Source organism: Saccharothrix sp. NBAS 001 (assembly GCF_056640475.1).
In genome coordinates, this window is the sequence record NZ_CM153251.1 from 2418056 (window position 1) to 2439224 (window position 21169).

Below are 21169 nucleotides of genomic sequence, written 5' to 3' on the forward strand. Positions count from 1 at the left end.
GGAGGTTAGACTGGGGCGTGGAACGGTTGCTGGACAACGAGGAGCTGGAACGGTCGTCGGTCGTCGCGAACCGTGACATGAACCGCGCCCGGGGGCTCGCCGGGTCCAACGGGTACGGCCGGGAACTGGGTGTCGACGTGGCCGCCGTCCTCGCCGGCCGGCTGGCCCGGGGGAGCGGCCCGGTCGACTGGCTGGACCTGTGCTGCGGCACGGGCACCGCGCTGCTGGAGTGCGCCGCGTCGGTGGCCGACCCGAGGTTGCGGATCACCGGGGTCGACCTGGTGGACCACTTCGCCGGACCGCCCGGCCCCGGCGTGGAGTTCGTGACCGCCTCGGTCGCCGACTGGACGCCGGACCGGCGGTTCGACCTCGTCACCTGCGTGCACGGCCTGCACTACGTCGGCGACAAGCTGGGGGTGCTGGCGCGCGCGGCGTCCTGGCTGGCCGACGACGGCGTGCTGGTCGCCAACCTCGACCTGACCGCGATCCGGTCCGACCGGGGCGTCGCGTGGGGGCGGCGGCTGAGCGCCGCGCTGCGGTCGGCCGGGCTCGACTACGACCCGCGCCGCCGCCGGGTCGGGTGCGTCGGTCGGCGGGAGGTGGACCTGCCGTTCGGGTACCTCGGCGCGGACGACCGGGCGGGCCCCAACTACACCGGGCAGCCCGCGGTGCACTCGTACTACTCCCACGAGCCGTCGTCGGCCACCGGCCCGCGCGAGGACCGCGTCCTCAGCTGAGGGCTCGGCGTTCGGTGTGGGCGGAGCGCGCCCCGGACGGGTGCGGCGCTTCCGCCAGACCGGTCAGCACCGCCCGGACGAGCCGTTCGGCCTCGTGGTCGACGGCACGGGGTCCGTCCAGCCGGACGAGCCCGTCGCGGAGCAGCGTGGCCAGGCCGTGCACGGCCGCCCAGAAGGCGAAATCGGCACCGGGCCGGGCCGCCTCGGACAGGCCGCCGGCAGCCACCAGCCGGTCCAGTTCGGCCGACAGCACGTCGTGGGGGTGCGGTGCTCCGGGTTCGTCGTGGTGCGCGCCGAACGCCAGGCCGGCCACCGCCGGGTCGGCCACCGTCCAGCGCACGTAACCCCGTCCGACGGCGACCAGGCGCCGGTACGGGTCGGCGCGCTGCCCGCGCGCCCGCGCGGCGGCCTGCCGCAGGTGCTCGCCGAGCCGGGCGAGGACCCGGCCGGCCAGGGTGCGCACCAGGTCGTCGCGCGAGGCGAAGTGGTGGTACGCGGCGCTCGGGCCGACCCCGACCCGGCTGGAGACCTCGCGCAGCGACCAGCCGTCGAGACCTCGTTCGCGCACCAGGGCTTCCGCCGCGTCGAGCAGCGCGCCGGCCAGGTCGCCGTGGTGGTAGGGCCGTCCGGTCATGCACCGATCTTAGCAGTGTTCAGATGTCGTGCTAGGTTCAACGGCGGTATCTGAACACCGATCAGATGGGAGTCGGACGTGGGCGGTGCACCGATCGTGCACGGGGAACCGGTCGAGGTGGCCGAAGGGGTGTTCGTGATCCCGGACGGGCGCGTGCCGCTCGTCCCGAACGTGGGGATCGTGGTCGGCGAGCGCGCCGCCCTGGTCGTGGACACCGGCCTGGGGCCGCGCAGCGGCGCGTACGTGCTGGACCGTGCCCGGCGGCTGGCCGGCGACCGGCCGCTCTACCTGACGACGACGCACTTCCACCCGGAGCACGGGTTCGGCGCGCAGGCGTTCGACGGGGCCGCGACCATCCTCTGCAACCACGCCCAGCGCGCCGAACTGCGCCGGAAAGGGGCCGCCTACCTCGACATGTTCGCGGGCCTCGGGCCGGAGGTCGCCGCCGAACTGGCCGACGTCCGGCTCACCGGACCCGACCTCGTCTACGCCGGCGACCGGCTGGAACTCGACCTGGGCGGGCGCACGGCCGTGCTGCACCACCGGGGTCCGGCGCACAGCGCGGGCGACCAGACCGTGCTCGTGGACGACCGCGTGCTGTTCACCGGCGACCTGGTGGAGACCCGGATGTTCCCGATCGTGCCGCACTTCCCGCCGTTCGACGTCGACGCGGACGCGGACCGGTGGATCGCCGTGCTCGACGGGTTGCGCGCGCTCGAACCGGAGGTCGTCGTGCCCGGCCACGGCGAGGTCGGCGACGGCGCGCTGATCGGCGAGGTCCGCGACTACCTCGACCACGTCCGGGGCGAGGTCGCCCGCCTGACCGCCGAGGGCAGGCCGTTCGAGGAGGTGTCGGCGGCGGTCGGGCGCAGCGCCCGGGAAGGCCGCCCCACCTGGGAGCAGCCCGAGTGGATCGACTTCACCGCGCGGGCCTTCCTCGGGACGGCCTGATCGCGCGTCGGCGGCCCGCGACCGCCGTCCCGCCCGGTCGTGCCACTGTCCACAGTGGCGTGCGGGATATCGGCGGGTGCGCGGCGCGGGCTTGTGCTACGGTCGGAACGCAGGTGTCCTGAGATCAGGAGTGGTGACGTGGCAGGTGAAGACGACATCTCCGGGTGAGACCCGGAGCCGGTGACCCACCGGTGTGCGCGCTGTAGGCGTGCCGCCGTCGTGGTCCTGTCGTCGTTCCCCCACATCCACCAGCGGTGTCGCTCTCGTGCGCCCGTTCGTCACCTCCGAGGTCTCTTCCGTGTCCGACGCGTTCATCGTCTGCTCGTCCCTGTCGTTCTCCTGGCCGGACGACACCCCCGTGTTCCAGGACCTGTCCTTCACCGTGCCGGGCGGCCGGACCGGCCTGGTCGCCCCGAACGGCGCGGGGAAGTCCACCCTGCTCAAGCTGATCGCGGGCGAGCTGCGGCCGACCGGCGGCAGCGTCGTGGTGGACGGGGTGCTCGGCCACCTGCCGCAGACCCTGCCGCTGACCGGCGACCTCACCGTGGCCGAGGTGCTGGGCATCGCCCCGGTGCTCGCCGCGATCGCCGCCGTCGAGTCCGGTGACGCCGCCGAGGAGCACTTCACCACCATCGGCGCGGACTGGGACGTCGAGGAGCGGACCCGGGCCCAGCTCGACCGGCTCGGGCTCGGCGCGCTCGACCTCGCCCGCCGCCTGGGCACCCTCAGCGGCGGGCAGGTGGTCTCGCTCGGCCTGGCCGCGCAACTGCTCCGCCGGCCCGACGTGCTGCTGCTGGACGAGCCGACCAACAACCTCGACCTCGACGCCCGGCACCGGCTGCACGACGTGCTCCAGGACTGGTCGGGCTGCCTGCTGCTGGTCAGCCACGACCGGGAGCTGCTCGACCGGATGGACCGGATCGCCGAGCTGGACCGCGGCGAGATCCGCTACTACGGCGGCAACTTCACCGAGTACGAGGCCGCCGTGGAAGCCGAGCGGGAACTGGCCGACCACCAGGTCCGGGCCGCCGAGCGCGAGGTCAAGCGCGAGAAGCGGGAGATGCAGCAGGCCCGGGAGCGCGCGCAGCGGCGGGCCGGCAACGCCGCCCGCAACCTGGGCAACGCGGGCCTGGCGAGGATCGTCGCGGGCGGCCTCAAGCGCAGCGCCCAGGAGTCGGCGGGCAAGGCCAACGAGGTGCACGCCGCGCGGCTGTCCGCCGCGAAGGCCCGGCTGGACGAGGCCGAGAGCGCCCTGCGCGACGACCGGAAGCTGGTCCTGGAGCTGCCCGGCACGGCCGTGCCCGCCGGGCGCACCCTGTTCCTGGGCGAGGGCCTGCGGGTCCGGCGCGGCGACCGCGACCTGTACGCGGGCGTCGACCTGGCCATCCGGGGCCCGGAGCGGATCGCGTTGACCGGCCCGAACGGCTCCGGCAAGTCCACCCTGCTCCGGCTGGTCGACGGCGACCTGGAGCCCGACGAGGGCCGGGTCACCCGGCACCCCGGCCGGGTGGCGTACCTGTCGCAGCGGCTGGACCTGCTCGACCTGGAGCGCAGCGTGGCGGACAACCTGGCCGCGTACGCGCCCGCCCTGCCGCCCGCCCAGCGGATGAACCTGTTGGCCCGCTTCCTGTTCCGGGGTTCGCGCAGCGCGCTCCCGGTGGGCGTGCTCTCCGGCGGGGAACGGCTGCGCGCCACGCTGGCGTGCGTGCTGTTCGCCGAGCCCGCGCCGCAGCTGCTGCTGCTGGACGAGCCCACGAACAACCTCGACCTGGTCAGCGTCGGCCAGCTGGCGAGCGCGTTGAACGCCTACCAGGGCGCGTTCGTGGTGGTCAGCCACGACGAGCGGTTCCTGGCGGAGATCGGTGTCGGCCGCCGGTTGCGGCTGGTGGACGGGCAGTTGCTCGACACCACCGCGCCCTGACCGTCCCGACCACCTCCGGGGTTCCGCCATGCCACCGCACACCACGTCCCGACCCGCCCTGCTCGCCCACGACCTGGTCCGCGTGCTCGGCGCGCGCCGGGTCCTCGACGGTGTGTCGCTCACCGCCGCCCCCGGCCACCGGATCGGCCTGATCGGGGAGAACGGCGTCGGCAAGTCCACCCTGCTGCGGCTGCTGGCCGGCGTCGACCGGCCCGACGCGGGCACCGTCACCCGTCCCGACGACATCGGCTTCCTGCACCAGGAACTGCCCTTCGCCCCGGACGCGACCATCGCCGACGTGCTCGCCGACGCGGTCCGCGACGCCCGGGACGACCTCGCCGAACTCGACCGCCTGGCCGAGGCGCTGGCCCACGCCCCGGACGACGAGGACCTGCTCGCCGGCTACGCCGACCGGCTCGAACGGGCGCAGCACCGCGACGCCTGGGACGCCGACCGCCGCGCCGGGTTCGTCTTCGCCGGCCTCGGCCTCGGCGCGCTGCCGCCCGACCGCCCGCTGGCCGCGCTGTCCGGCGGGCAGCGCGGCCGGCTCGCGCTCGCCGCGCTGCTCGTGCGGCAGCCGTCGGCGCTGCTGCTGGACGAGCCGACCAACCACCTCGACGACGAGGCGATGGCGTTCGTGGAGGGGCACCTGCGCGCCTTGCCCGGCGTGGTCGTGGTGGCCAGTCACGACCGGGCGTTCCTCGACGCGGTCTGCACCGACCTGGTCGACCTCGACCCGGCGTTGGGCGGCCCGACCCGCTTCGGCGGCGGCTACACCGACTACGTGGCCCGCAAGCGCGCCGACCGGGTGCGGTGGCAGCGGCGCTTCGCCGAAGAGGAGGAAGAGGTGGACGCGCTGCGGCGGGCCGTGGCCGGCACCGCCCACCAGGTCGCGCCCGACCGGGAGAAGCGCGACAACGAGAAGATGGGGTACGGCCACGCCGGCGGACGCGTGCAGAACCAGATCGCGCGCCGCGTCCGCAACGCCACCCGCCGGCTGGAGACCCTCGAACGCACCCGCGTGCCCGAACCGCCACGACCGCTGGAGTTCCGCCCGGCGGGCCTGGCGACCGGGGAGGTCGAAGAGGACCCGCTGTCGCTGCACGACGTCCACGTGCCCGGCCGGCTCGCCGTCGACCGCCTCGCCGTCGCCCCGGACGCCCGCCTGCTGGTCACCGGGGCGAACGGCGCGGGCAAGTCCACCCTGCTGGCCGTGCTGGCCGGGACGCTGCGGCACGGGGGACAGGTGCGCCGGCGGGAGGGGCTGACCGTGGGCCTGCTCGCGCAGGACACCGCGTTCACCCGCCCGGACCGCACCGCCCGCCAGACCTACGAACGGGTCCTGGGCGTCGAACGCGCCGAGGACGTGCCGCTGACCTCGTTGGGCCTGCTCGGGGACCGGGACCTCGACACCGAGGTCGGACGCCTGTCCGCCGGCCAACGCCGCCGGCTCGCGCTGGCGCTGCTGGTCGCGGACCCGCCGCAGTTGCTGCTGCTCGACGAGCCCACCAACCACCTCGCCCCCGGCCTGTGCGACGAACTGGAGGAGGCGCTGGGCGCGGGCCCCGGCGCGATCGTCGTCGCCAGCCACGACCGGTGGCTGCGCGGCCGGTGGCGGGGCGCGGAGATCAGGATGGTCGACGGCGCGGTGGTCGGGCCTCGCCCGGCGTGAGCGGCTGCCCTTCGTGACGCGCCGGCCGGGTCGCCTCGACGGCCGTCGTGGCGATGGGTGGCGTGCTCCTCGCGTCGAGGTTCTCGTGATCTGCGGGGAGACGCGGTGGGCGGTCTTCCCCGTCCCGGACGGCTGCTCCGCGGGAGCAGCCGGGCCCGGCCTTCGTCGCCCTCGACTCCGGCCGGTCCGCACGTCGACCGCCACCGACGTGATGAAGGCCCGGCGTCGAGCCCCGGTCAGCAGGCGTTCTTCATGGCCAGCACGCGGCGGGCGGCCTCGTCCACCCGGGTCTGCGGGAGCGTCCCGGCCGCGACGGCGGCCTCCAGGTGGTCCAGCACCTCGCCGGTCCGGCCGCCGCTGGACCACAGCGCGATGTCGGCACCGGCGGCCAGCGCCTGGCGGACCGCCTCGGGCAGGTCCACCCGGTCGGTCACCGCGCGCATCGCGCCCAGGTCGTCGGTCATCGCGGGCCCGGTGAAGCCGAATTCGCCGCGCAGCAGCGCGTACGCCTCGGGGCTCAGCGTCGCGGGCAGGCCGCCGGTCAGCCCCGGCACCTCGATGTGGCCGAGCATCACCACGACCTTGCCGTAGCGGGCGATGTCGCGGTAGGGCACCAGGTCTGCCTTGCGCAGCACGTCCAGCGGCGGCGAGGTCACCGCGCCCTTGTGCGAGTCGCCGCTGGTGTTGCCGTGGCCGGGGAAGTGCTTGAGCACGGGGGTGGTGCCGACCTCGTGCAGGCCGTCGGCGAACGCGCGGGCGTACTCGGCGGCCACCGCCGGGTCGGCGCTGAACGACCGGTCGCCGATCACCGTGCCGTCGGCCTGGCCGCTGGTGTCGACCACCGGGGCCAGGTCCATGCTCACCCCGCGCCTGCTCAGCGCGACCGCCCGGTCGCGGGCGAGCACCCGCACCTGCTCGGGCGACAGGGCGGCGGCCATCTCGCGCGCGCTGGGGATCGAGCCGTCGAGCACGTCGACCCGCTGCACCCGGCCGCCTTCGTCGTCCACGGCGACCTGCAACGGCAGCTCCGCCGCGCCGCGCACCGCGTCCAGACCGGCCGAGAGCAGCCCGGTGTCGTCGCCGCCGATGAAGATGCCGCCGACCTGCTCGCCGCGCACCAGGCCCAGCGCGTCGGCCGGGCCGCGCGGGTCGACCCCGACCATCAGCAGTTGCGCGAGGCGGTGGCGCGGGGTGAGCGCGGCCACCTTCGGCACGCACGGGTCCGGCGGCGGTGACGGCGAGGCTTCACGGGTCGTCGCGGGCACCCGGGAGCTGGAGGTCGGGGCGGCGGGCGCGGCCACGGGGTGCCCGCCCACCTGGTGACCGGGATCGTGCAGGACGGCCGCGAGCAGCGCGCCGAGGGCCGTGAACACCAGCAACGTCCGCGTCCCGGCCTTCGGGCCGCCGCGACGCCCGATCGGCAGCTCGTTCCGCACCGGACCAACCTACGGCAAGTCCACTCGGGCCACCGGTCGGCCGTGGTCGGGTGGGGCCGGCCGGCGGTACGGTCGCGTGACATGGATCTCATCGGGCGGGACGACCTGCTGACCGGCGTGCGGGCCCTGCTCGCGCGCGGCCGCGTGCTGCTGCACGGCCCGGTGGGGATCGGGAAGACCGCGCTGCTGGAGCACGTGGTGCCGCCCGCCGGAGTGGTGCTGCGCAGCAGCCCGGCGCGGACCGACCGGGACATCCCGCACCTGGTGCTGGCCGACCTGCTCGCCGACGTCCGGGTGGACCTGCCCGCGCCGCAGCGGGAGGCGCTCGACCGCGCGCTGCGCCGCCGGGCCGGGCAGCCGGACCCGCTGGCGCTGCGGCACGCCGTGCTGGCGGTGGTGCGCGAGGTCGAGCCGGTGATCGTGGTCGACAACGCGCAGTGGGTGGACGGCGCGACGGCCGACGTGCTGGCGTTCGCGCTGGCCAGGGCCGAGCCGAGGGCGGTCGTCGCGGCCCGGGGGCCGCTGGCCTGGTGGTGCGGCGCGGCGGTCGAGGTGCCGCCGCTGCCGGTCGCGGCGACCGCCGAGCTGATGGCCCGGCACGGCCACGTCGACGTCCGGCTGACCGGCGGGAACCCGCTTTACGCGGTGGAGCTGGCCCGGTCGGCCGGTGCGATCCCGGCCCGGCTGCGCGAGGTGGTGCGGGACCTGCTGGCCGCGCAGCCCGCCGGCACCCGCGCCGCCCTGCTGGTGGCCTGCCTGGTGGACCGGCCGAGCCTGCGCCTGATCGTGCACTGCGGACGCGAGCGGGCCGCCGCCGAGCTGCGCGACTGCCCGCTGGTCCGGGTCGGCCCGGACGGCGAGGTGCGGTTCCGCGACCCGCTGGTGGCCGCCGCCATCCCGCTGGTCCTGCCGCCCGACGAGGTCCGGGCGGCGCACTCCCGGCTGGCCGGGGTCGCGGCCGACCCGGTGCAGCGGGCCCGGCACCTGGCCCACGCGGTGACCGGGTTCGACGAGCCCACGGCCGTGGCGCTGCTCAAGGCCGCCGCTGCCGCACGCCGCCGGGGCACCCTCGACCGGGCCGCCGAGCTGGGCGGGCTCGCCGCCGAACGCACCCCGCCGGACAGCCCGGCACGTGCCGCCGCCCGCCGGCTGCGGGCCGCCGGCGACGCGCTGGGCGCGGGCCGCCACGAGCTGGCGAGCGCGCTGGCCCGCGCCGTGCTGCGCTCGCCCGGCGTGCCCAGGGGGCAGCGGGTCCGCGCCCAGCTGGTGCTGGTCGACGCGGTGGGCTACGCCCGCACGGCGGCCGGCGGCATGGTGGGGGAGGCGTTGACCGGCGCGAAGGGCGACGCCGCGCTGGAGGCGCCCGCCGAGTACCGGTTCGCGGTGCACTCGGCGGTGGGCGGCGACCTGCGCGGCGCGGCCCGGCACCTGGCCGACGCGGTGCTGCTCGCCCGCACCGCCAAGGACGTGCCCACCGAGGTCCGGTCGCTGTGCTCGCTCGCGCTGTGCCAGATGGCGCTGGGCGACGCCACCGCCGTCGGCACGCTCGACCTGGCCCGCCGGATCGTGCCCGAGGGCATGGTGGTCACCCACGACGGCACGCGGTGGGCCGCCGCCCGGCTGGACCTGTTCGCCGACCGCCTCCAGGCGGCGTCGGACCACCTCACCGCCCTGCTCGACCACGCCGGCGAGCGCGGCGTGCTGTCCGAGGTGATCGGCATGACCTGGGCCGCGATCGAGGTGTGGGTGGCGATGGGGCGCTGCGGCAGCGCGCTGCGCCGGGCCACCGAGTGCCTGCGCCTGGCCGAGGACATGGGCTACGACCTCGCCCTGGCCTGCTACGGGGCGGCGCTCGCGGAGGCCTACGGCGGCGATCCGGCGGTGGCCGACGCCCTGGCCCGGCGCGGTGCCGCGCGCGCCGAGGCGGACGGCGACCTCTCGTTCCTGGTGCGCAACCTGCACGCGCAGGGGCTGGCGGCGTTGAGCGCGGGCAACCCGGAGGCGGCGGTCGGTCCGCTGCGCCGCGCGGTGCGGCTGGAGCTGGACATGGGTTTCGGCGACCCGGCGGTGTTCGCGAGCCGCTCGGACCTGGCCGAGTCGCTGATCTCGGTGGGCCGGCTGGAGGAGGCGGCCGGGGTGGTCGGCTGCGCGCGGGCGGACGCGGTGCGGCTGGGCAGGCGCGGCGTGGTCGCCTCCCTGGACCGGGCCGACGGCCTGCTCCGGTTGGCGGTCCGGGACCACGCCGCGGCCGAGCGGTCGCTCGCGGCCGCCGTCGAGGCGCACCGGGACCTGGGCCAGCCGTTGCAGCTGGGCCGCAGCCTGCTCGCGGCCGGCATCGCCGAACGCCGGCGCAAACGCCGGGGCGCGTCCCGCCGGCTGCTGGAGCAGGCCCGCGAGGTGTTCACCGACAGCGGCGCGCCCAGGTGGGCCGGCCGGGCGGCGGTGCTGCTCGGCGACACCCCGGACGGCACCGCGCTGGCCGGGTTCGAGGCCCGGATCGCCCGCCAGGTCATCGAGGGGGCGAGCAACCCCGAGGTGGCGGGCCGGCTCAACATCAGCGTCAAGACGGTCGAGGGCGCGCTGACCCGGATCTACCGCAAGCTCGACGTGCGCAACCGCACCCAGTTGGCCGCCCGGTTGCGCGGGGAGCGGGAATTCCCCCTTTCCGACCGGGGAATCGGACAATCATCCTGATCCTCGCTTGTCCCCCCTGCCTAGTGGACGAGGAGATCTACATGCGTCCCTTCATCCTTGCCTGCGCTCTGCTGTGCGCGGTGACCGCCGTACCGGCGAACGCCGCGCCGAGCGGCGAGGTCTCACCGATGATCATCGGCGGCACGCTGGTGTCGTCGGCCCCGTGGTCGGCGGCGGTCTACCGCAACGGCTCCTTCACCTGCTCCGGCACGATCATCTCGGCGCAGTGGGTGCTCACCGCGAAGCACTGCGTCGGCACGGGCCTGACGGTCCGGGTCGGCAACGTCCAGCGGGCCTCGGGCACCCCCAGCTCGGTGACCCGGTACGTCAGCCACGCGCAGGCCGACCAGTCCCTGCTCCAGCTGGCCACGCCGATCCAGACCAGCCAGTACTCGAAGCTGGCCGACGCCAACCCGCCCACCGGCAGCACCAACCAGATCTACGGGTGGGGCTACACCAGCCGCAACGGCCCGGTGTCGCCGCAGCTCAAGACCGCCGACGTCCGGCTGACCTCGATCTGCCGCGACTACTACGGCGGCCAGGGGCTGTGCAGCAGCCGGATCAACGGCAACGCGTGGTCCGGCGACTCGGGCGGCCCGCAGATGTACAACGGCCTCCAGGTCGGCGTCGCCTCCACGGCGGACGGCACCTCGACGCAGCAGTACAGCAGCGTGCCGGCGGTCCGGGCGTGGATCCGGTCCACTTCGGGAGTCTGACCGAGGTCCCGGCGGGTGCCCGCGTCGGACGCGGCGCGGGCACCCGCCTCCGGGGTCGGCGGCCCGATCAGCGCGCCGGACCGGTGACCGTGCCGGTGACGACCACCTCCCGGCTGCCCGCCGTGTAGGTGGTGAAGGCCAGCCGGATCCGCTCGTCCGGTTCGGCCTCGGCGTCGATCACGGTCGGGACGGTGAACTCCGCCGTCACCTCGCCCGGCGGGAAGTACAGCGACACGTGCAGCCCGGTGGCCGACAACGGCCGGGACGGCAGCGGGTCCTCCAGGTACGACTGCCGGCGGAACCACTCGGCGTCGACGTCGGTGCTGGACAGCTCGGGCGCCCCGGTCGGGGCGGTCGGCACGCCCTGCCACAGGATGCCCACGTCGGCCGGCGCGGACAGCCGCGCCCGCCAGGCCAGCACGCCGCCCTCGGCGACCTCGTCCGCCACCGGGGTGACGGTGAGCGTCGGCTCCGGGTCGTCCTCCCGCACCGCCAGGCCGCCCGCGTACCGGCCGGCCACCGCGCCCCGGACCACCTTCACCAGCAGCGGGTACTGGGCGTCCGGGCTCCACCGGGTGTTGCCGGTGACCCGCATCGGCACCTCGATCAGGTGGTGGCCCGGCTCGACGGGGACCAGCCGCTGGGTGAACGCGCGGGCCGCCTCGTCGTAGGCGAACAGCCGCACCGCGCCGGGGCCGTCGCCGGTGACCGTGACCGGCACCTGGACGGTCCGGGTGCCGGAGTCGCCCTCGTCGACCGACACCGTGCCGACGTCGATCCTCGGCAGCGCGCCCGTCCCGGGGGCGGGCAGGCCGTGGTCCCAGCCGTGCGCGTCCACCAGCCACGCCTGGCCGGCGTCGGTGCCGGGGACGAGTTCCAGCGCGGCCACGTGGTGCAGGTCGACGCCGTGCGCGACCAGCGGGACGCGGACCTCCTGCGCCCAGCGGGCGGACATCCGCGCGGTGGCGGGCAGTCCGTCCAGCGACACCCGGCCCAGGTCCGCGCGGCGGCCGGCGGTGTCGGTGACGGCCACGTCGAACCGGGTGCCGGTGGTGTTCGGCGGCACGATCAGCCGCAGCGCCAGCTCCGCCGACCCGGCGAGCGACACGTCCCGCCCCGGGCGCACCAGCGCCGCCTGCCCGGCGGCCGACCACGCCAGCGCGACGGCGTAGCGGCCGGGCTCCGGCTCGATCCCCCGGAACCGGCCGAAGTGCGGCGACCCGCGCCCGTCGGCCGGGTCGAGGCACGAGGTGGTCGCGTCCTTGGTCACCTGGTCGCACCGCCGCGCGCCGCCGGTGGCCGTGGTCGTGTCGTCGGGGACCACGAACGGGGTGCGCGCGCCGCCGACCGCGTGGCTGAGCACGCGCGCCGGGTCGGCGGACGGGGCGCGCACGCCCGAGCCGTCGAGCAGGGGCAGCACCCGCTGGTCGCCGGTGACGAACAGGCGGGCGGCCGCCGCGACGTAGGTCGCGCCGGCCGTCTGCTGCTGGGCCGGGGTGAGCCGGGTCGCCGTGCCGGGCGAGCACACCGCGTCGGCGGGCGGCGACGAGAAGTCGTCGTCGGCCGGGCCTTCCGCCTGGCCGGGCGTCCACTCGGTGTTGAAGAAGTTGTGGTTCGCGCCGACCACGTACAGCGCGCTGTGCAGGGCGGTGCCCCGGCCGACGCCGCGCGTGGCGTCCAGGTAGAGCTGTCCCTGCAGGTCGTTCATGTCGCCGTCGCAGCCGGGCAGGACGGTCACCGACGGCACGTCCGGCGCGGGGTTGTGCCCGAAGATCGTCGGCCCGATCAGCAGGTCTCCCTTGATGGTCCAGCGCGCCGGCCCGTCGTGGCCGCTGCCCGGCGGTGGCGGCGTGGCGCTGTCGAGGGCCGCGCGGTTGACGCCCTCGCCGCCCCGGGAGTGCCCGACCAGCACCACGTTCGCCAGGTCGGCGACGGGTGCCGCGCGCACGACCTCCGGTGCCGTGTCGCGGCCGGTGCCCGCCCAGTCGGCCCACTTCGCCAGGTGCGTCCGGACCAGCGCCGACCGCGCGCCCGCGCCGGACTCGGGGTCCAGCGCGTCCTGGGCGTTGATGCCGTTGGCGGAGACGGACACGGTGACGTAGCCCTGCGAGGCGAGCAGTTGCTGCGCCTGCAGGTAGCCCCGGTGGCTGGGCACCGGTTTCGCGCCCGCCGGGCACGGCCAGGAGAGCAGGATCCGGCCCGGTTGGGCCGGGTCGTAGCAGGTGAAGTGCCTGCCGTGCAGGAAGAGCGCCAGCGGGTGCCTGCCGGGCAGGTCCTTCGGCGCCACGACCACGGCCTGCACCTCGATCGGCGTCGGGTACCCCGGGACGGTGATCGGGTCCAGGGTGTACTCGCCGGTGAGCGTCGGGTGCGGGCCGGGCGTGCCGGGGTCGACCAGTGCGGCCGGCCGCGGCGCGGGAGCGGGCGGCGGCGCGGCCGTCGGGCGCACCGGTTCGGCGACGTCCAGCCGCCGCCCCGAAGCCTTGACCTGGAGCTGCCGCACGTCCCGCACCGAGGTCGCGTCCAAGGTGTACGTGCGCAGGTCGGCGGACGGGCGCGGCCGGCCGAGCAGCCGGTCGCCGTCCCAGAACTCGATCGCCGCGTCCCCGGCCGGGACCGGTCCGGGCGCGGTCCACACCAGTCCCGTCCCGGCGAACGCCCACCCCGGAGGCGGCGGTCCGGCGGTCGGTGGCGCGGCCCCGGTCGGCGTGGCCGCGCTCGTCATGAGCAGCACGGCGACCGTCAACGCTGTCAAGCGCATGGTGCGATTCCCCTCGGATTGGCCTGCGCCCAGGCCATGTCTAGCGCTGTCGCGCACCGCCCGACAAGCGACAGAAGTGGGGTTTGAACTCCGACAAAACGCGTTTCGCCGAGCAGTCTGTCCCGCGATCCCCTCTCGACCGTCCACAGTGGACAGATGGGGGATTCGTGGTCAGCGGCGGCGTTTCTTGAGGTGCGCGACGAGTTCGTCGCAGGCGTCGTCGCCCGTGGCCGACTCGGCGTCGTGCTCTGCCGGAGTGGGGATTGCGTCACGGCACCCTGCTGCGGTTGCACTCCCGGCTCGCGACCCCGCACGGCGGGCAACCTGCGGGATCCTCGCCTTCGTCGCGGCGGCGGTCACGTGAGTCGTGCCTGCCACCGGCACGCCGCCGCCGGCGGTGCTGTCCCTCGGCGGCGTCGCGGCCACGTGGTCCGCCGCGCCGGCGCAGGCCACCGGCCGCCTTCGGTCGCGGGGGAGGTGCCGTTAGCCTGTGGCGCGTGCGTTTCCCCGCGTCCCGTCGACCCGTCGCCCTGGTCCTCGCCCTGGCGTTCGCCCTCGGTGCACCGGCTGCCGCCGCCGTCCCCGGTGTCGCGGCGGCGCTCGCCCAGCCCGCCTGCGGCGACCGGGTGTCGCCGCCGCCGGCGGTGGACACCTCCGAGCAGGTACCGCCCGGCGGCACGCCGCCCACCGCGTTGGCGGTGCCCTCCGACCCGGTCGGCGGGGCCAAGCTCGGCGGGTGCGGCCCGGTGCTGCCCGCCGACGCGCCGAAGCTGCCCGACGGCCTCAACGCCGCCGGGTGGGTGCTGGCCGACCTGGACTCCGGCGCGGTGCTCGCCGCGCAGGACCCGCACGGCCGGCAGCGCCCGGCGTCGGTGATCAAGGTCCTGCTGGCGACCGTGGTGGTCGAGGAGCTGGCGGCCGACGCCAAGGTCGTCGCGACCGCCGAGGACCTGGCGCAGGAGTGCACGTGCGTCGGCCTGCGCGAAGGCGCGGAGTACACCGTCGACCAGCTGCTCCAGGTGCTGGTGATGGTCTCCGGCAACGACGTCGCCCACGCGCTGGCGCGCAAGCTCGGCGGCGTGCCCGCCGCGCTGGCCAAGATGAACGCGCTGGCCGCCGGGATCGGCGCGCTGGACACCCGCGCGGCGTCGCCCTCGGGCCTGGACGCGCCCGGCATGAGCACGTCGGCCTACGACATGGCGCTGATCTTCCGGGCGGCGCTCAAGCGACCCCGGATCGCGAAGGCGATGACCACCCAGACCGTCGACTTCCCGGCCGCCGACGGCTCCGGCACGGTGGCCCTGGGCAGCGACAACCGGCTGCTCGCCAACTACGAGGGCGCGCTGGGCGGCAAGACCGGCTTCACCGACGACGCCCGGCACACCTTCGTCGGCGCGGCCCAGCGCGGCACCCGCAGGCTGGTCGTGGTGCTCCTGCGCGGCGAACCCCAGCCGTTGCGGCTCGCCGAACAGGCCGCGCTGCTGCTGGACTACGGCTTCGCCCTGCCCTCGGCCCCACCGGTCGGGCGCCTGGTGGACCGCGCACCCTCGGCCGAGCCGACCTCGACCCGGACCTCCTCGCCCCCGCTGGGCGTCCCGCCGGCCGAGGTCGCCGGTTCCCCGGACCTGCGCGACCCGGACGCGTTCGGCACCATCGGCCTGCCGATCACCATCGCGGCCGGCGCGGGCCTGGTCCTGGGACTGGTGGTGTACCTGCGCAAACGGCGGGCGCGGGCGGCGCGCGCCGCCCGGGCCGCCGCCGAGTCGGGCTGAACCCGGCGGGCGCGCCACGTCCGCGCCCCCCGGTGGTCCACTGTGGACGTTCTACTGCTCGAAGAGGCCGAGGGCCGCGTCCGCGTGCACGGCCATCGCCTGCTGGAAGCACGCGGTGACGACGTCGAACACGGCGTCGCCCTGCTCGGGCAGGGTCAGCCGGCCGAGCCCGATGCGCACCTGGCCCACGGCGAATTCCGGGCGCGGGTACAGCGCCACCTCGACGTCGGGCGCGCGGTCGAGTTCCTTGAGGAAGTCGAGGTCCGGCTGCGGGCCGTTGACCGCGATCACCACCGTGTCGTGCGCGTTCCAGTCCCACGGCGGCCGGTCCGGGAACCACGACTTGTCGTAGCCCCAAGCCGGGACGGGGCTGGTCGGCTCGGGCGGAGCGGGCCGGGACCAGCCGTCCACGACGAGCCGCAGCCGCCAGGCGGGGGTCATCCAGTCGGCGAACTCGTCGGCGTCGATGTCGAAGGAGTAGAACGGCGTGTTGAACGCCTCCAGCGACCACTCGACCACCCGGTCGGACCCGAGGCCGAGCTGCTCGGCGAAGTGGCCGAACAGCTCGTCGTCGCCGTCGTGCAGCAGGGCGTCGGTCAGCGGCGCGACGTCCACCAGGCACGTCAGCCGGTCGTCGGCCAGCTCGTAACGCGGGTGCCACAACGCGTACTGCACGGCGCGCTCCGACATCTGCCCTGCCCCTTTCGCCGGCCCGGGTCAGTCCAGCGGGCCGCGGAAGTCGGGCCCGACGCGGACGGTGTAGCTGACGCCGCTCTTCTCCTGGTTGCACCTGGCGCAGAGGACCTGGAGGTTGCCGAGCAGGCTATACCAGTCGACCCTGGTGCGCTGGTCGCAGTTGCTGCCGGTGCTCCCGTGGTGGCCGGTGTTCCAGTGCTGGGACACCGGCACCCGGTGGTCGATCTCGGGCGCGGTGAGGGGGTCGGCCTCGTCCACCACGTGGTCCTTGTGCACGCACAGGTAGAGACCGGCGAGGCTCTTGCCCTGCCGGGTGAACGAGACGACCAGCGGGTCGCCCGCGCGCGAGGGCGCGCCGGCGGCGACCTTGAGCCGGGCCATCTGCGCGGGTTTCCACGTGGTGCGGACCGAGCTGTCGAACCCCCTGTAGTACCGCGCGCGGATCGGCCCCGAGCCTCGGAACTGCTGCATGATCTCGCCGGCCGCGACGTCCTTCGACTTGTGGGCGGCGAGCTGGTGCAACGGCCAGAAGCCGTACTGGCGGCCGATCACCGCCAACCGGGCTTCCTGTTGTTTGAGCAGGGAGAAGGCGTTCCTGAACTCCGGCACGGTGCGCAGCGTGTGCGGGGTGATGTCGTCCACGGCCCGGTGGACGGCGGTGAGCTTCGGGATCGCGGACGCGGCCTCCGGCAGCTGCCGCGCCGCCTTGAGGGACGCGTCGACCAGGATCAGCAACTGCTCGTGCTTGTTCTTCACGTGCCGGTGCTGGACGGGCTCGCCGTCGTCGGGGTCGACCCGGAAGATCAGGGTGCGGCCCTTGGGGTTGATCCGGCCCTCGACGTAGGCGTCGCTCACCTCGCCGTGCGGCTTGACCACGAGTTCCAGGTGGGTCAGACCGTGCCGCTGCCGGATCGCGGGCAGCGCGGACTCGATCTCGGCGCGCTTGCGGCCCCGGGTCAGCAAAGCCTGCGACTCGGCGAGCGCGGCGTCCAGCGCGGCCTGCTTGCCGGTGGTGCCCGCACCGCCGGGCTCGCCGCCCCGACCGCGCCCGCCGAGCCGGTCCTCGGCGCGTTGTCCGGCCGACTTGAGCCTGCCCCAGATCTTCCGGCCGAACGCGACGATCTTGTCGACCACCCGGTCCACGGCCTTGAGCACCGGCTTGGCCAGCGACTGGAAGATCTTCTTCACCTTCTCCGCGATGCCGCCGATGCCGAGGATCGCGGCCAGCGCGCCGATCAGCACCGGGACGCCGGAGGCCAGGGCGGCCTCGATCAGCGCGGGCACCCCGCCCGTGCCGCCGGTCGCGATGCTGATCACCGCGTCCAGCACGGCGTTGACGAAGGCCATGATCTGCGCGCCGCGCTCGACGACGAACGCGACCAGGTCGATGATCATCTTCACGGCCTTGACGAACGCCGACGCCGGGTTGAGCAGGCTGATGATCCAGGTGATGCCCGCGATCAGCACCGTCGGCACCAGGTACTCGGTGATCTTGGCGAACAGCGTCGCCTTGAGGTCGCCGACCTTCTCCTTGATCGTCTCCCAGATCCCGCCGACGCCCTCGTCGCGCAGCCGGCGCGCGATCGGCACGGACCGCTCCACCGCGCCCATCGCCGGTTCCGGCACACCGCGCGCGACGATCCGGCCCCGGATCGCCGACCAGGTCAGGCCGAGCAGGGACCCGATCACGCCCAGGACGCCGCGCAGGTCGAACTTCGCGGGCAGCTCCAGCCCGGCCCCGGCCATCGCGCCGGTGAGCCACCCGATCAGGCCCTTCCTCAGGTGCGCGCCGATGCCGGCCAGGAACGCCCGCAGCCCCGCGCCGACCGCCGAGACGAGCCTGCCCAGGAACCCGATCGGGTCCCGGATGATCGCGGCCACCGCCGAGGCGGCTTTGGCCAGCACGCCGAGCAGCAGGTCCTTGAGCTTGAGGATGGTGTCGACCGCGCCCTTGACCGCGTCCACGGCCTTGGCCACGAACCCCTTGTTCTGCTGCTGCTCGGCCTCGATCTCGGTGTCCACGGCCCGCAGCGCCTCGTTGTACTTCGAGGCGAGGGTGTCGACCAGTTCCTTGCCCTTGGCGTCGACCGACTCGGTCAGCTCGTCGAACCTCCCGGCGAACCCGCCCGCCGCCTCCCGGCCGATCGCGCGCAGTTGCGGCGCGAGCGAGGCCACCGCCGCCCGCAACTCGTCGCGCCCGGTGGCGATGCGCTTCTTGGCGCGGGCGAGTTCGCCGCCGATCACGTCGGCGACCTCGGAGATCACCCGCCGCATCCCGGTCACGTACCCCTGCCGCGCCTGCACGAAGATCTGGTTCGCCTCCTCCGGGAGCCCGGCGAACTTGTCCTTGACCCACCGCAGCTTCCCGGTGATCCCGGAGTACCGCGCGTCCTTGTAGGCGTCCATCCTGCGGGTGTGCTCGGCGGTGAACGCGTCCCGCGCGGCCTTCTCCCCGGCGGTGAACTTCTCGTCCACCTTCTTGTCCAGGCCGGTCAGGACGTCCTCGACGTCCTTCTTGGTGGCGTCGAAGACTTTCTGCACCGTGGCGGTGACCTGCGCCCGCTGCGCCTCGTCCCGCCCCTTCGCGCCTTCCTTGCCCGCCGCCACGGACGCGCCGGCCTGCCGGCGGTCGGTCGCCATCGCCGCCATGGCCGCCGTGCCCGCCCGCGCGGCCTGCCCGCGTGCGCCGGCCAACGTCGCGGCCTCGGCGGCGCGCACCCGGCCCGGCGCGGTCGCGGCGTGCTGCTCGGCGGCCTTCTTCTCCTGCAACGCCCCGGTGAACTCCGGTTCGTTGGACGTCGCGAGCTGCTCCTCGGTCACCTGCGCGTCGGCCAGTTGCTGGTCGACCCGCGCGGGCCCGGCGGAGAAGTCGGTGGCCGCCGAGGGAGCCCTGTCCGGCACGGCGTTCGCGGCGGCCGGCGCGGCCGGGGTCGGCGGCGGGGTGTCCGGCCGCAACGGCGTGACCGGCTTCTCCCTGGCGGCGGCGGTGTCCGGCGGGGCCGCCGCCGTGGTCTCGATCGGCCCGGCGGACGCCTTCCGGCCGGCCGAGACCTGGCCCTGCACCTGCCCTTTGACCGCGTCGGCCTTCCCGGAGCCGCCGAACTTCGTGGCCTCGTCGAGGTTCTTCGGGGCCTGTGCGGCGATCGCGTCCTCGACCGCGCGCACGAACGCCGCCTTGTCGAACCCGCCCGGCTCGGCGGCGTTCATCTTCTCGGCGTTGGCGGCCTTGCCCTGGGCCGACTTGTCGTCCTGCGGGGGCCTGGCCGCGCTCGCCGCCGCCGACGCCTCGGCGGCGGCGAGCGGGTGCTTGCCGAGCGCCTTGCGCTTGCCGGCGACGTCGGACTTGAGGGCGGCGAACTTCGGGTCGGACTCCGCCCCGCCCCGCGCGGGAGCCTCCGGCGCGGCGGTGGCCGGCCGCTGCACGGGCACCGCGTTCACGGCTCGTCGGGCACCCAACACCCCTGCCGCGGCCCGGTTCCCGGCGGTCCGCTGGAGCCGCTGCACGCTGCCCGAGGTCAACGGCCGGCCTGCGCGGGCCGGCGCGGCGACCTGCTCCACCGGTAACGCCGCGCGGCGGTCGACCGGCGGCTCCGCGGTCCGGTCGTCCCCCACGGCCTTCACGCTGCCCAAAGTAAAGGCCGCAGCGCGGGACGGGCCCGTTCGAACAGCCGTCCGCGCGGGCAGCGCCGGCCGTCCGCGAGGGCAACCGGACCGCTCGGGCGCGGGCGTCGCCCGGGGGTTCAGCCGCCGAGGGGGTTGCCGCACCCGCCGCAGAACGTCGAGCCCGCGTCCCACTCCCGGCCGCACGAACCGCAGCGCACCTTCGGACCCTGCGGCACGGCCGGCGCGACCTGCGGTTCGTCCAGCACCGACGACCCGTCCGGGCTCATGCTGGACATCGTGGAACCCACCGCCAGGCGCAGCAGGTCCTCGGTGGAGATGGCGTCCCGGACCCGGACCCGGCCGTCCGCGGGATCGCCGACCACGTCGACCAGCCGCAGCAGCCGGTCCAGCAGTTCCTCGTTGCGCAGGCGGGTGGCCAGCGCCACGGCCCGGCCCCACGCCACCGCCGCGCCCGCCCGGTCGCCGCGCCCGTAGGCCGCGCCGCCGTCCTGCACCGCCAGGCTCAGCTCGGCCTGCAAGGCGTAGTGGTCGATGCGCGGGTCGATCACGCTGGAGGCCGCCAGGTCGTCGGTGTAGTGCGCGATCACCGACTGCGGTTCGCCCGCTCTGACGTGCTCGGTGTGCTCGGGCGGGCGCATCTCCAGGTCGACCCGGGCCACCCGGAAGTTCGTGCCCAGCGGCCGGCCGGTCGGGTCGACGGTGAGCCGCAGGTGGTACTCGCGGGTCTCCGCGCCCCACGAACCCGTGCCGAACGCGGTGGTGTGCTCGTCCAGCGCGACGCCCGGCAGGTCCGCCTCGACCGGGTGGGTCTGGCGCAGGAAGTCCAGCCGCGCCCCGGCTGCGGCGCGGACCACGATCCGCAGCTCCGGCACGAACTTCGCCATCGCGGTGCGGGTCATCGCGGCGAAGTCCTCGGCGAGGTCCTCGGGCTTGCGGATCGCGTCGGCCGTGCCGTGCAGGGCCTCGGCGATGCGCAGCAGCTCGGTGGGCAGCCAGTCGGTGCCGATCCCCCTGGCGTCGCAGGAGAAGTCCGCGCGGAACTCGGCCAGCACCCGGTCCAGCTCGCCGGCCGACTCGCCGTTCTGCCCGTCGGTCAGCAGGATCACGTGCCGCACGGCGGTCGGGTGCTCGCGCAGCAGCCGGCCCGCCATGGTCAGCCACGCGCCGATGGCCGTGCCGCCCGACGCGGACAGGTTCTTCACCGCGGACTTGGCTTCCTTGCGGGTCTTCGCGCCCGCCACGGCCAGGCCGCGCGCCGGGTAGACCTGCCGCGCGCGCTCGGTCCCGGCGACCACGGCGAACAGCGCGCCGTCGCGCAGCGCGTCGATCGCGGCCCGGGTCGCCTGCCGGGCCGCGCCGATCTTGGTCACCGGGTAGGACATCGAGCCCGAGCAGTCGATCGCGATCACTTGCGCCACCTCGGGCAGCGCACCCGGCGCGGCCGGCGTCCGGGACTTCACCACCAGCGCGGCGTGCATCTCGGCGTCCGCGGTGGCCAGGTAGGGGTTCTGGCTGACGAGCAGGTCGAACTGGGGACGGCCCGGCATGGCTCCTC

Annotated in this window: 13 protein-coding genes; 7 read left to right on the forward strand and 6 right to left on the reverse strand. The window is 75.4% G+C overall.

The window, feature by feature from the left end:
* Positions 1-17: 17 nt before the first annotated feature.
* Positions 18-737, forward strand: a complete 720-nt coding sequence (locus AC0HI0_RS10035; protein WP_480932021.1) for a class I SAM-dependent methyltransferase — start codon at positions 18-20, stop codon at positions 735-737.
* Here AC0HI0_RS10035 and AC0HI0_RS10040 read toward each other — a convergent pair.
* The gene (locus AC0HI0_RS10040) at positions 730-1371 is read right to left on the reverse strand and encodes a TetR/AcrR family transcriptional regulator (protein WP_480932022.1); all 642 of its coding nucleotides are present in this window, start codon (positions 1369-1371) and stop codon (positions 730-732) included. The two genes, AC0HI0_RS10035 and AC0HI0_RS10040, sit on opposite strands and share 8 nt — an antisense overlap.
* Before the next feature lie 78 nt (positions 1372-1449).
* Here AC0HI0_RS10040 and AC0HI0_RS10045 point away from each other — a divergent pair, with 78 nt between their 5' ends.
* The 3 genes from AC0HI0_RS10045 to AC0HI0_RS10055 all read left to right on the forward strand — a co-directional run bounded on the left by AC0HI0_RS10045 (position 1450) and on the right by AC0HI0_RS10055 (position 5915).
* Positions 1450-2322, forward strand: coding sequence for an MBL fold metallo-hydrolase (locus tag AC0HI0_RS10045; protein WP_480932023.1), 873 nt, complete (start codon positions 1450-1452; stop codon positions 2320-2322).
* 298 nt (positions 2323-2620) lie between these two features.
* Entirely contained in the window at positions 2621-4243 is a 1623-nt protein-coding gene (gene abc-f, locus AC0HI0_RS10050; RefSeq protein ID WP_480932024.1) for a ribosomal protection-like ABC-F family protein, read from the forward strand.
* A gap of 28 nt (positions 4244-4271) precedes the next feature.
* Positions 4272-5915, forward strand: coding sequence for an ABC-F family ATP-binding cassette domain-containing protein (locus AC0HI0_RS10055; protein WP_480932025.1), 1644 nt, complete (start codon positions 4272-4274; stop codon positions 5913-5915).
* Between the two features lie 236 nt (positions 5916-6151).
* Here the strand turns inward: AC0HI0_RS10055 and AC0HI0_RS10060 are convergent, their stop codons facing one another.
* Positions 6152-7351, reverse strand: a complete 1200-nt coding sequence (locus AC0HI0_RS10060; RefSeq protein ID WP_480932026.1) for a glycoside hydrolase family 3 N-terminal domain-containing protein — start codon at positions 7349-7351, stop codon at positions 6152-6154.
* Positions 7352-7432: 81 nt separating this feature from the next.
* Here AC0HI0_RS10060 and AC0HI0_RS10065 point away from each other — a divergent pair, with 81 nt between their 5' ends.
* Both AC0HI0_RS10065 and AC0HI0_RS10070 read left to right on the forward strand, forming a co-directional pair.
* Complete coding sequence (locus tag AC0HI0_RS10065) at positions 7433-10045, forward strand: helix-turn-helix transcriptional regulator (RefSeq protein ID WP_480932027.1); 2613 nt, start codon at positions 7433-7435, stop codon at positions 10043-10045.
* A gap of 41 nt (positions 10046-10086) precedes the next feature.
* Entirely contained in the window at positions 10087-10761 is a 675-nt protein-coding gene (locus AC0HI0_RS10070; RefSeq protein ID WP_480932028.1) for a S1 family peptidase, read from the forward strand.
* 67 nt (positions 10762-10828) lie between these two features.
* Here AC0HI0_RS10070 and AC0HI0_RS10075 read toward each other — a convergent pair whose 3' ends face one another.
* Positions 10829-13522: a hypothetical protein gene (locus tag AC0HI0_RS10075; RefSeq protein ID WP_480932029.1), complete on the reverse strand. Its 2694-nt coding sequence runs from the start codon at positions 13520-13522 to the stop codon at positions 10829-10831.
* Positions 13523-14019: 497 nt separating this feature from the next.
* On the opposite strand from AC0HI0_RS10075, the gene AC0HI0_RS10080 reads away from it, so the two are divergent.
* Complete coding sequence (locus tag AC0HI0_RS10080) at positions 14020-15294, forward strand: D-alanyl-D-alanine carboxypeptidase family protein (protein WP_480932030.1); 1275 nt, start codon at positions 14020-14022, stop codon at positions 15292-15294.
* A 51-nt stretch (positions 15295-15345) separates the two neighbouring features.
* On the opposite strand, the gene AC0HI0_RS10085 is transcribed toward AC0HI0_RS10080, so the two are convergent.
* From AC0HI0_RS10085 to AC0HI0_RS10095, 3 genes are all read right to left on the reverse strand, one after another.
* A complete protein-coding gene (locus AC0HI0_RS10085; RefSeq protein ID WP_480932031.1) occupies positions 15346-15984 on the reverse strand; it encodes a hypothetical protein in 639 nt (212 codons plus the stop codon).
* A gap of 27 nt (positions 15985-16011) precedes the next feature.
* Entirely contained in the window at positions 16012-19611 is a 3600-nt protein-coding gene (locus AC0HI0_RS10090; protein WP_480932032.1) for a hypothetical protein, read from the reverse strand.
* A 119-nt stretch (positions 19612-19730) separates the two neighbouring features.
* On the reverse strand, positions 19731-21161 hold the full coding sequence (locus AC0HI0_RS10095; protein WP_480932033.1) for a vWA domain-containing protein: 1431 nt from the start codon (positions 21159-21161) through the stop codon (positions 19731-19733).
* Positions 21162-21169: the final 8 nt, after the last annotated feature.

What these genes read in the sequence shown, in the direction of transcription:
- AC0HI0_RS10085 (WP_480932031.1), bottom strand. Translation starts at nt 15,984, where the DNA reads ATGTCGGAGCGCGCCGTGCAGTACGCGTTGTGGCACCCGCGTTACGAG.
- AC0HI0_RS10095 (WP_480932033.1), bottom strand. Translation starts at nt 21,161, where the DNA reads ATGCCGGGCCGTCCCCAGTTCGACCTGCTCGTCAGCCAGAACCCCTAC.
- AC0HI0_RS10055 (WP_480932025.1), top strand. Translation starts at nt 4,272, where the DNA reads ATGCCACCGCACACCACGTCCCGACCCGCCCTGCTCGCCCACGACCTG.
- AC0HI0_RS10075 (WP_480932029.1), bottom strand. Translation starts at nt 13,522, where the DNA reads ATGCGCTTGACAGCGTTGACGGTCGCCGTGCTGCTCATGACGAGCGCG.
- AC0HI0_RS10040 (WP_480932022.1), bottom strand. Translation starts at nt 1,371, where the DNA reads ATGACCGGACGGCCCTACCACCACGGCGACCTGGCCGGCGCGCTGCTC.
- AC0HI0_RS10065 (WP_480932027.1), top strand. Translation starts at nt 7,433, where the DNA reads ATGGATCTCATCGGGCGGGACGACCTGCTGACCGGCGTGCGGGCCCTG.
- AC0HI0_RS10070 (WP_480932028.1), top strand. Translation starts at nt 10,087, where the DNA reads ATGCGTCCCTTCATCCTTGCCTGCGCTCTGCTGTGCGCGGTGACCGCC.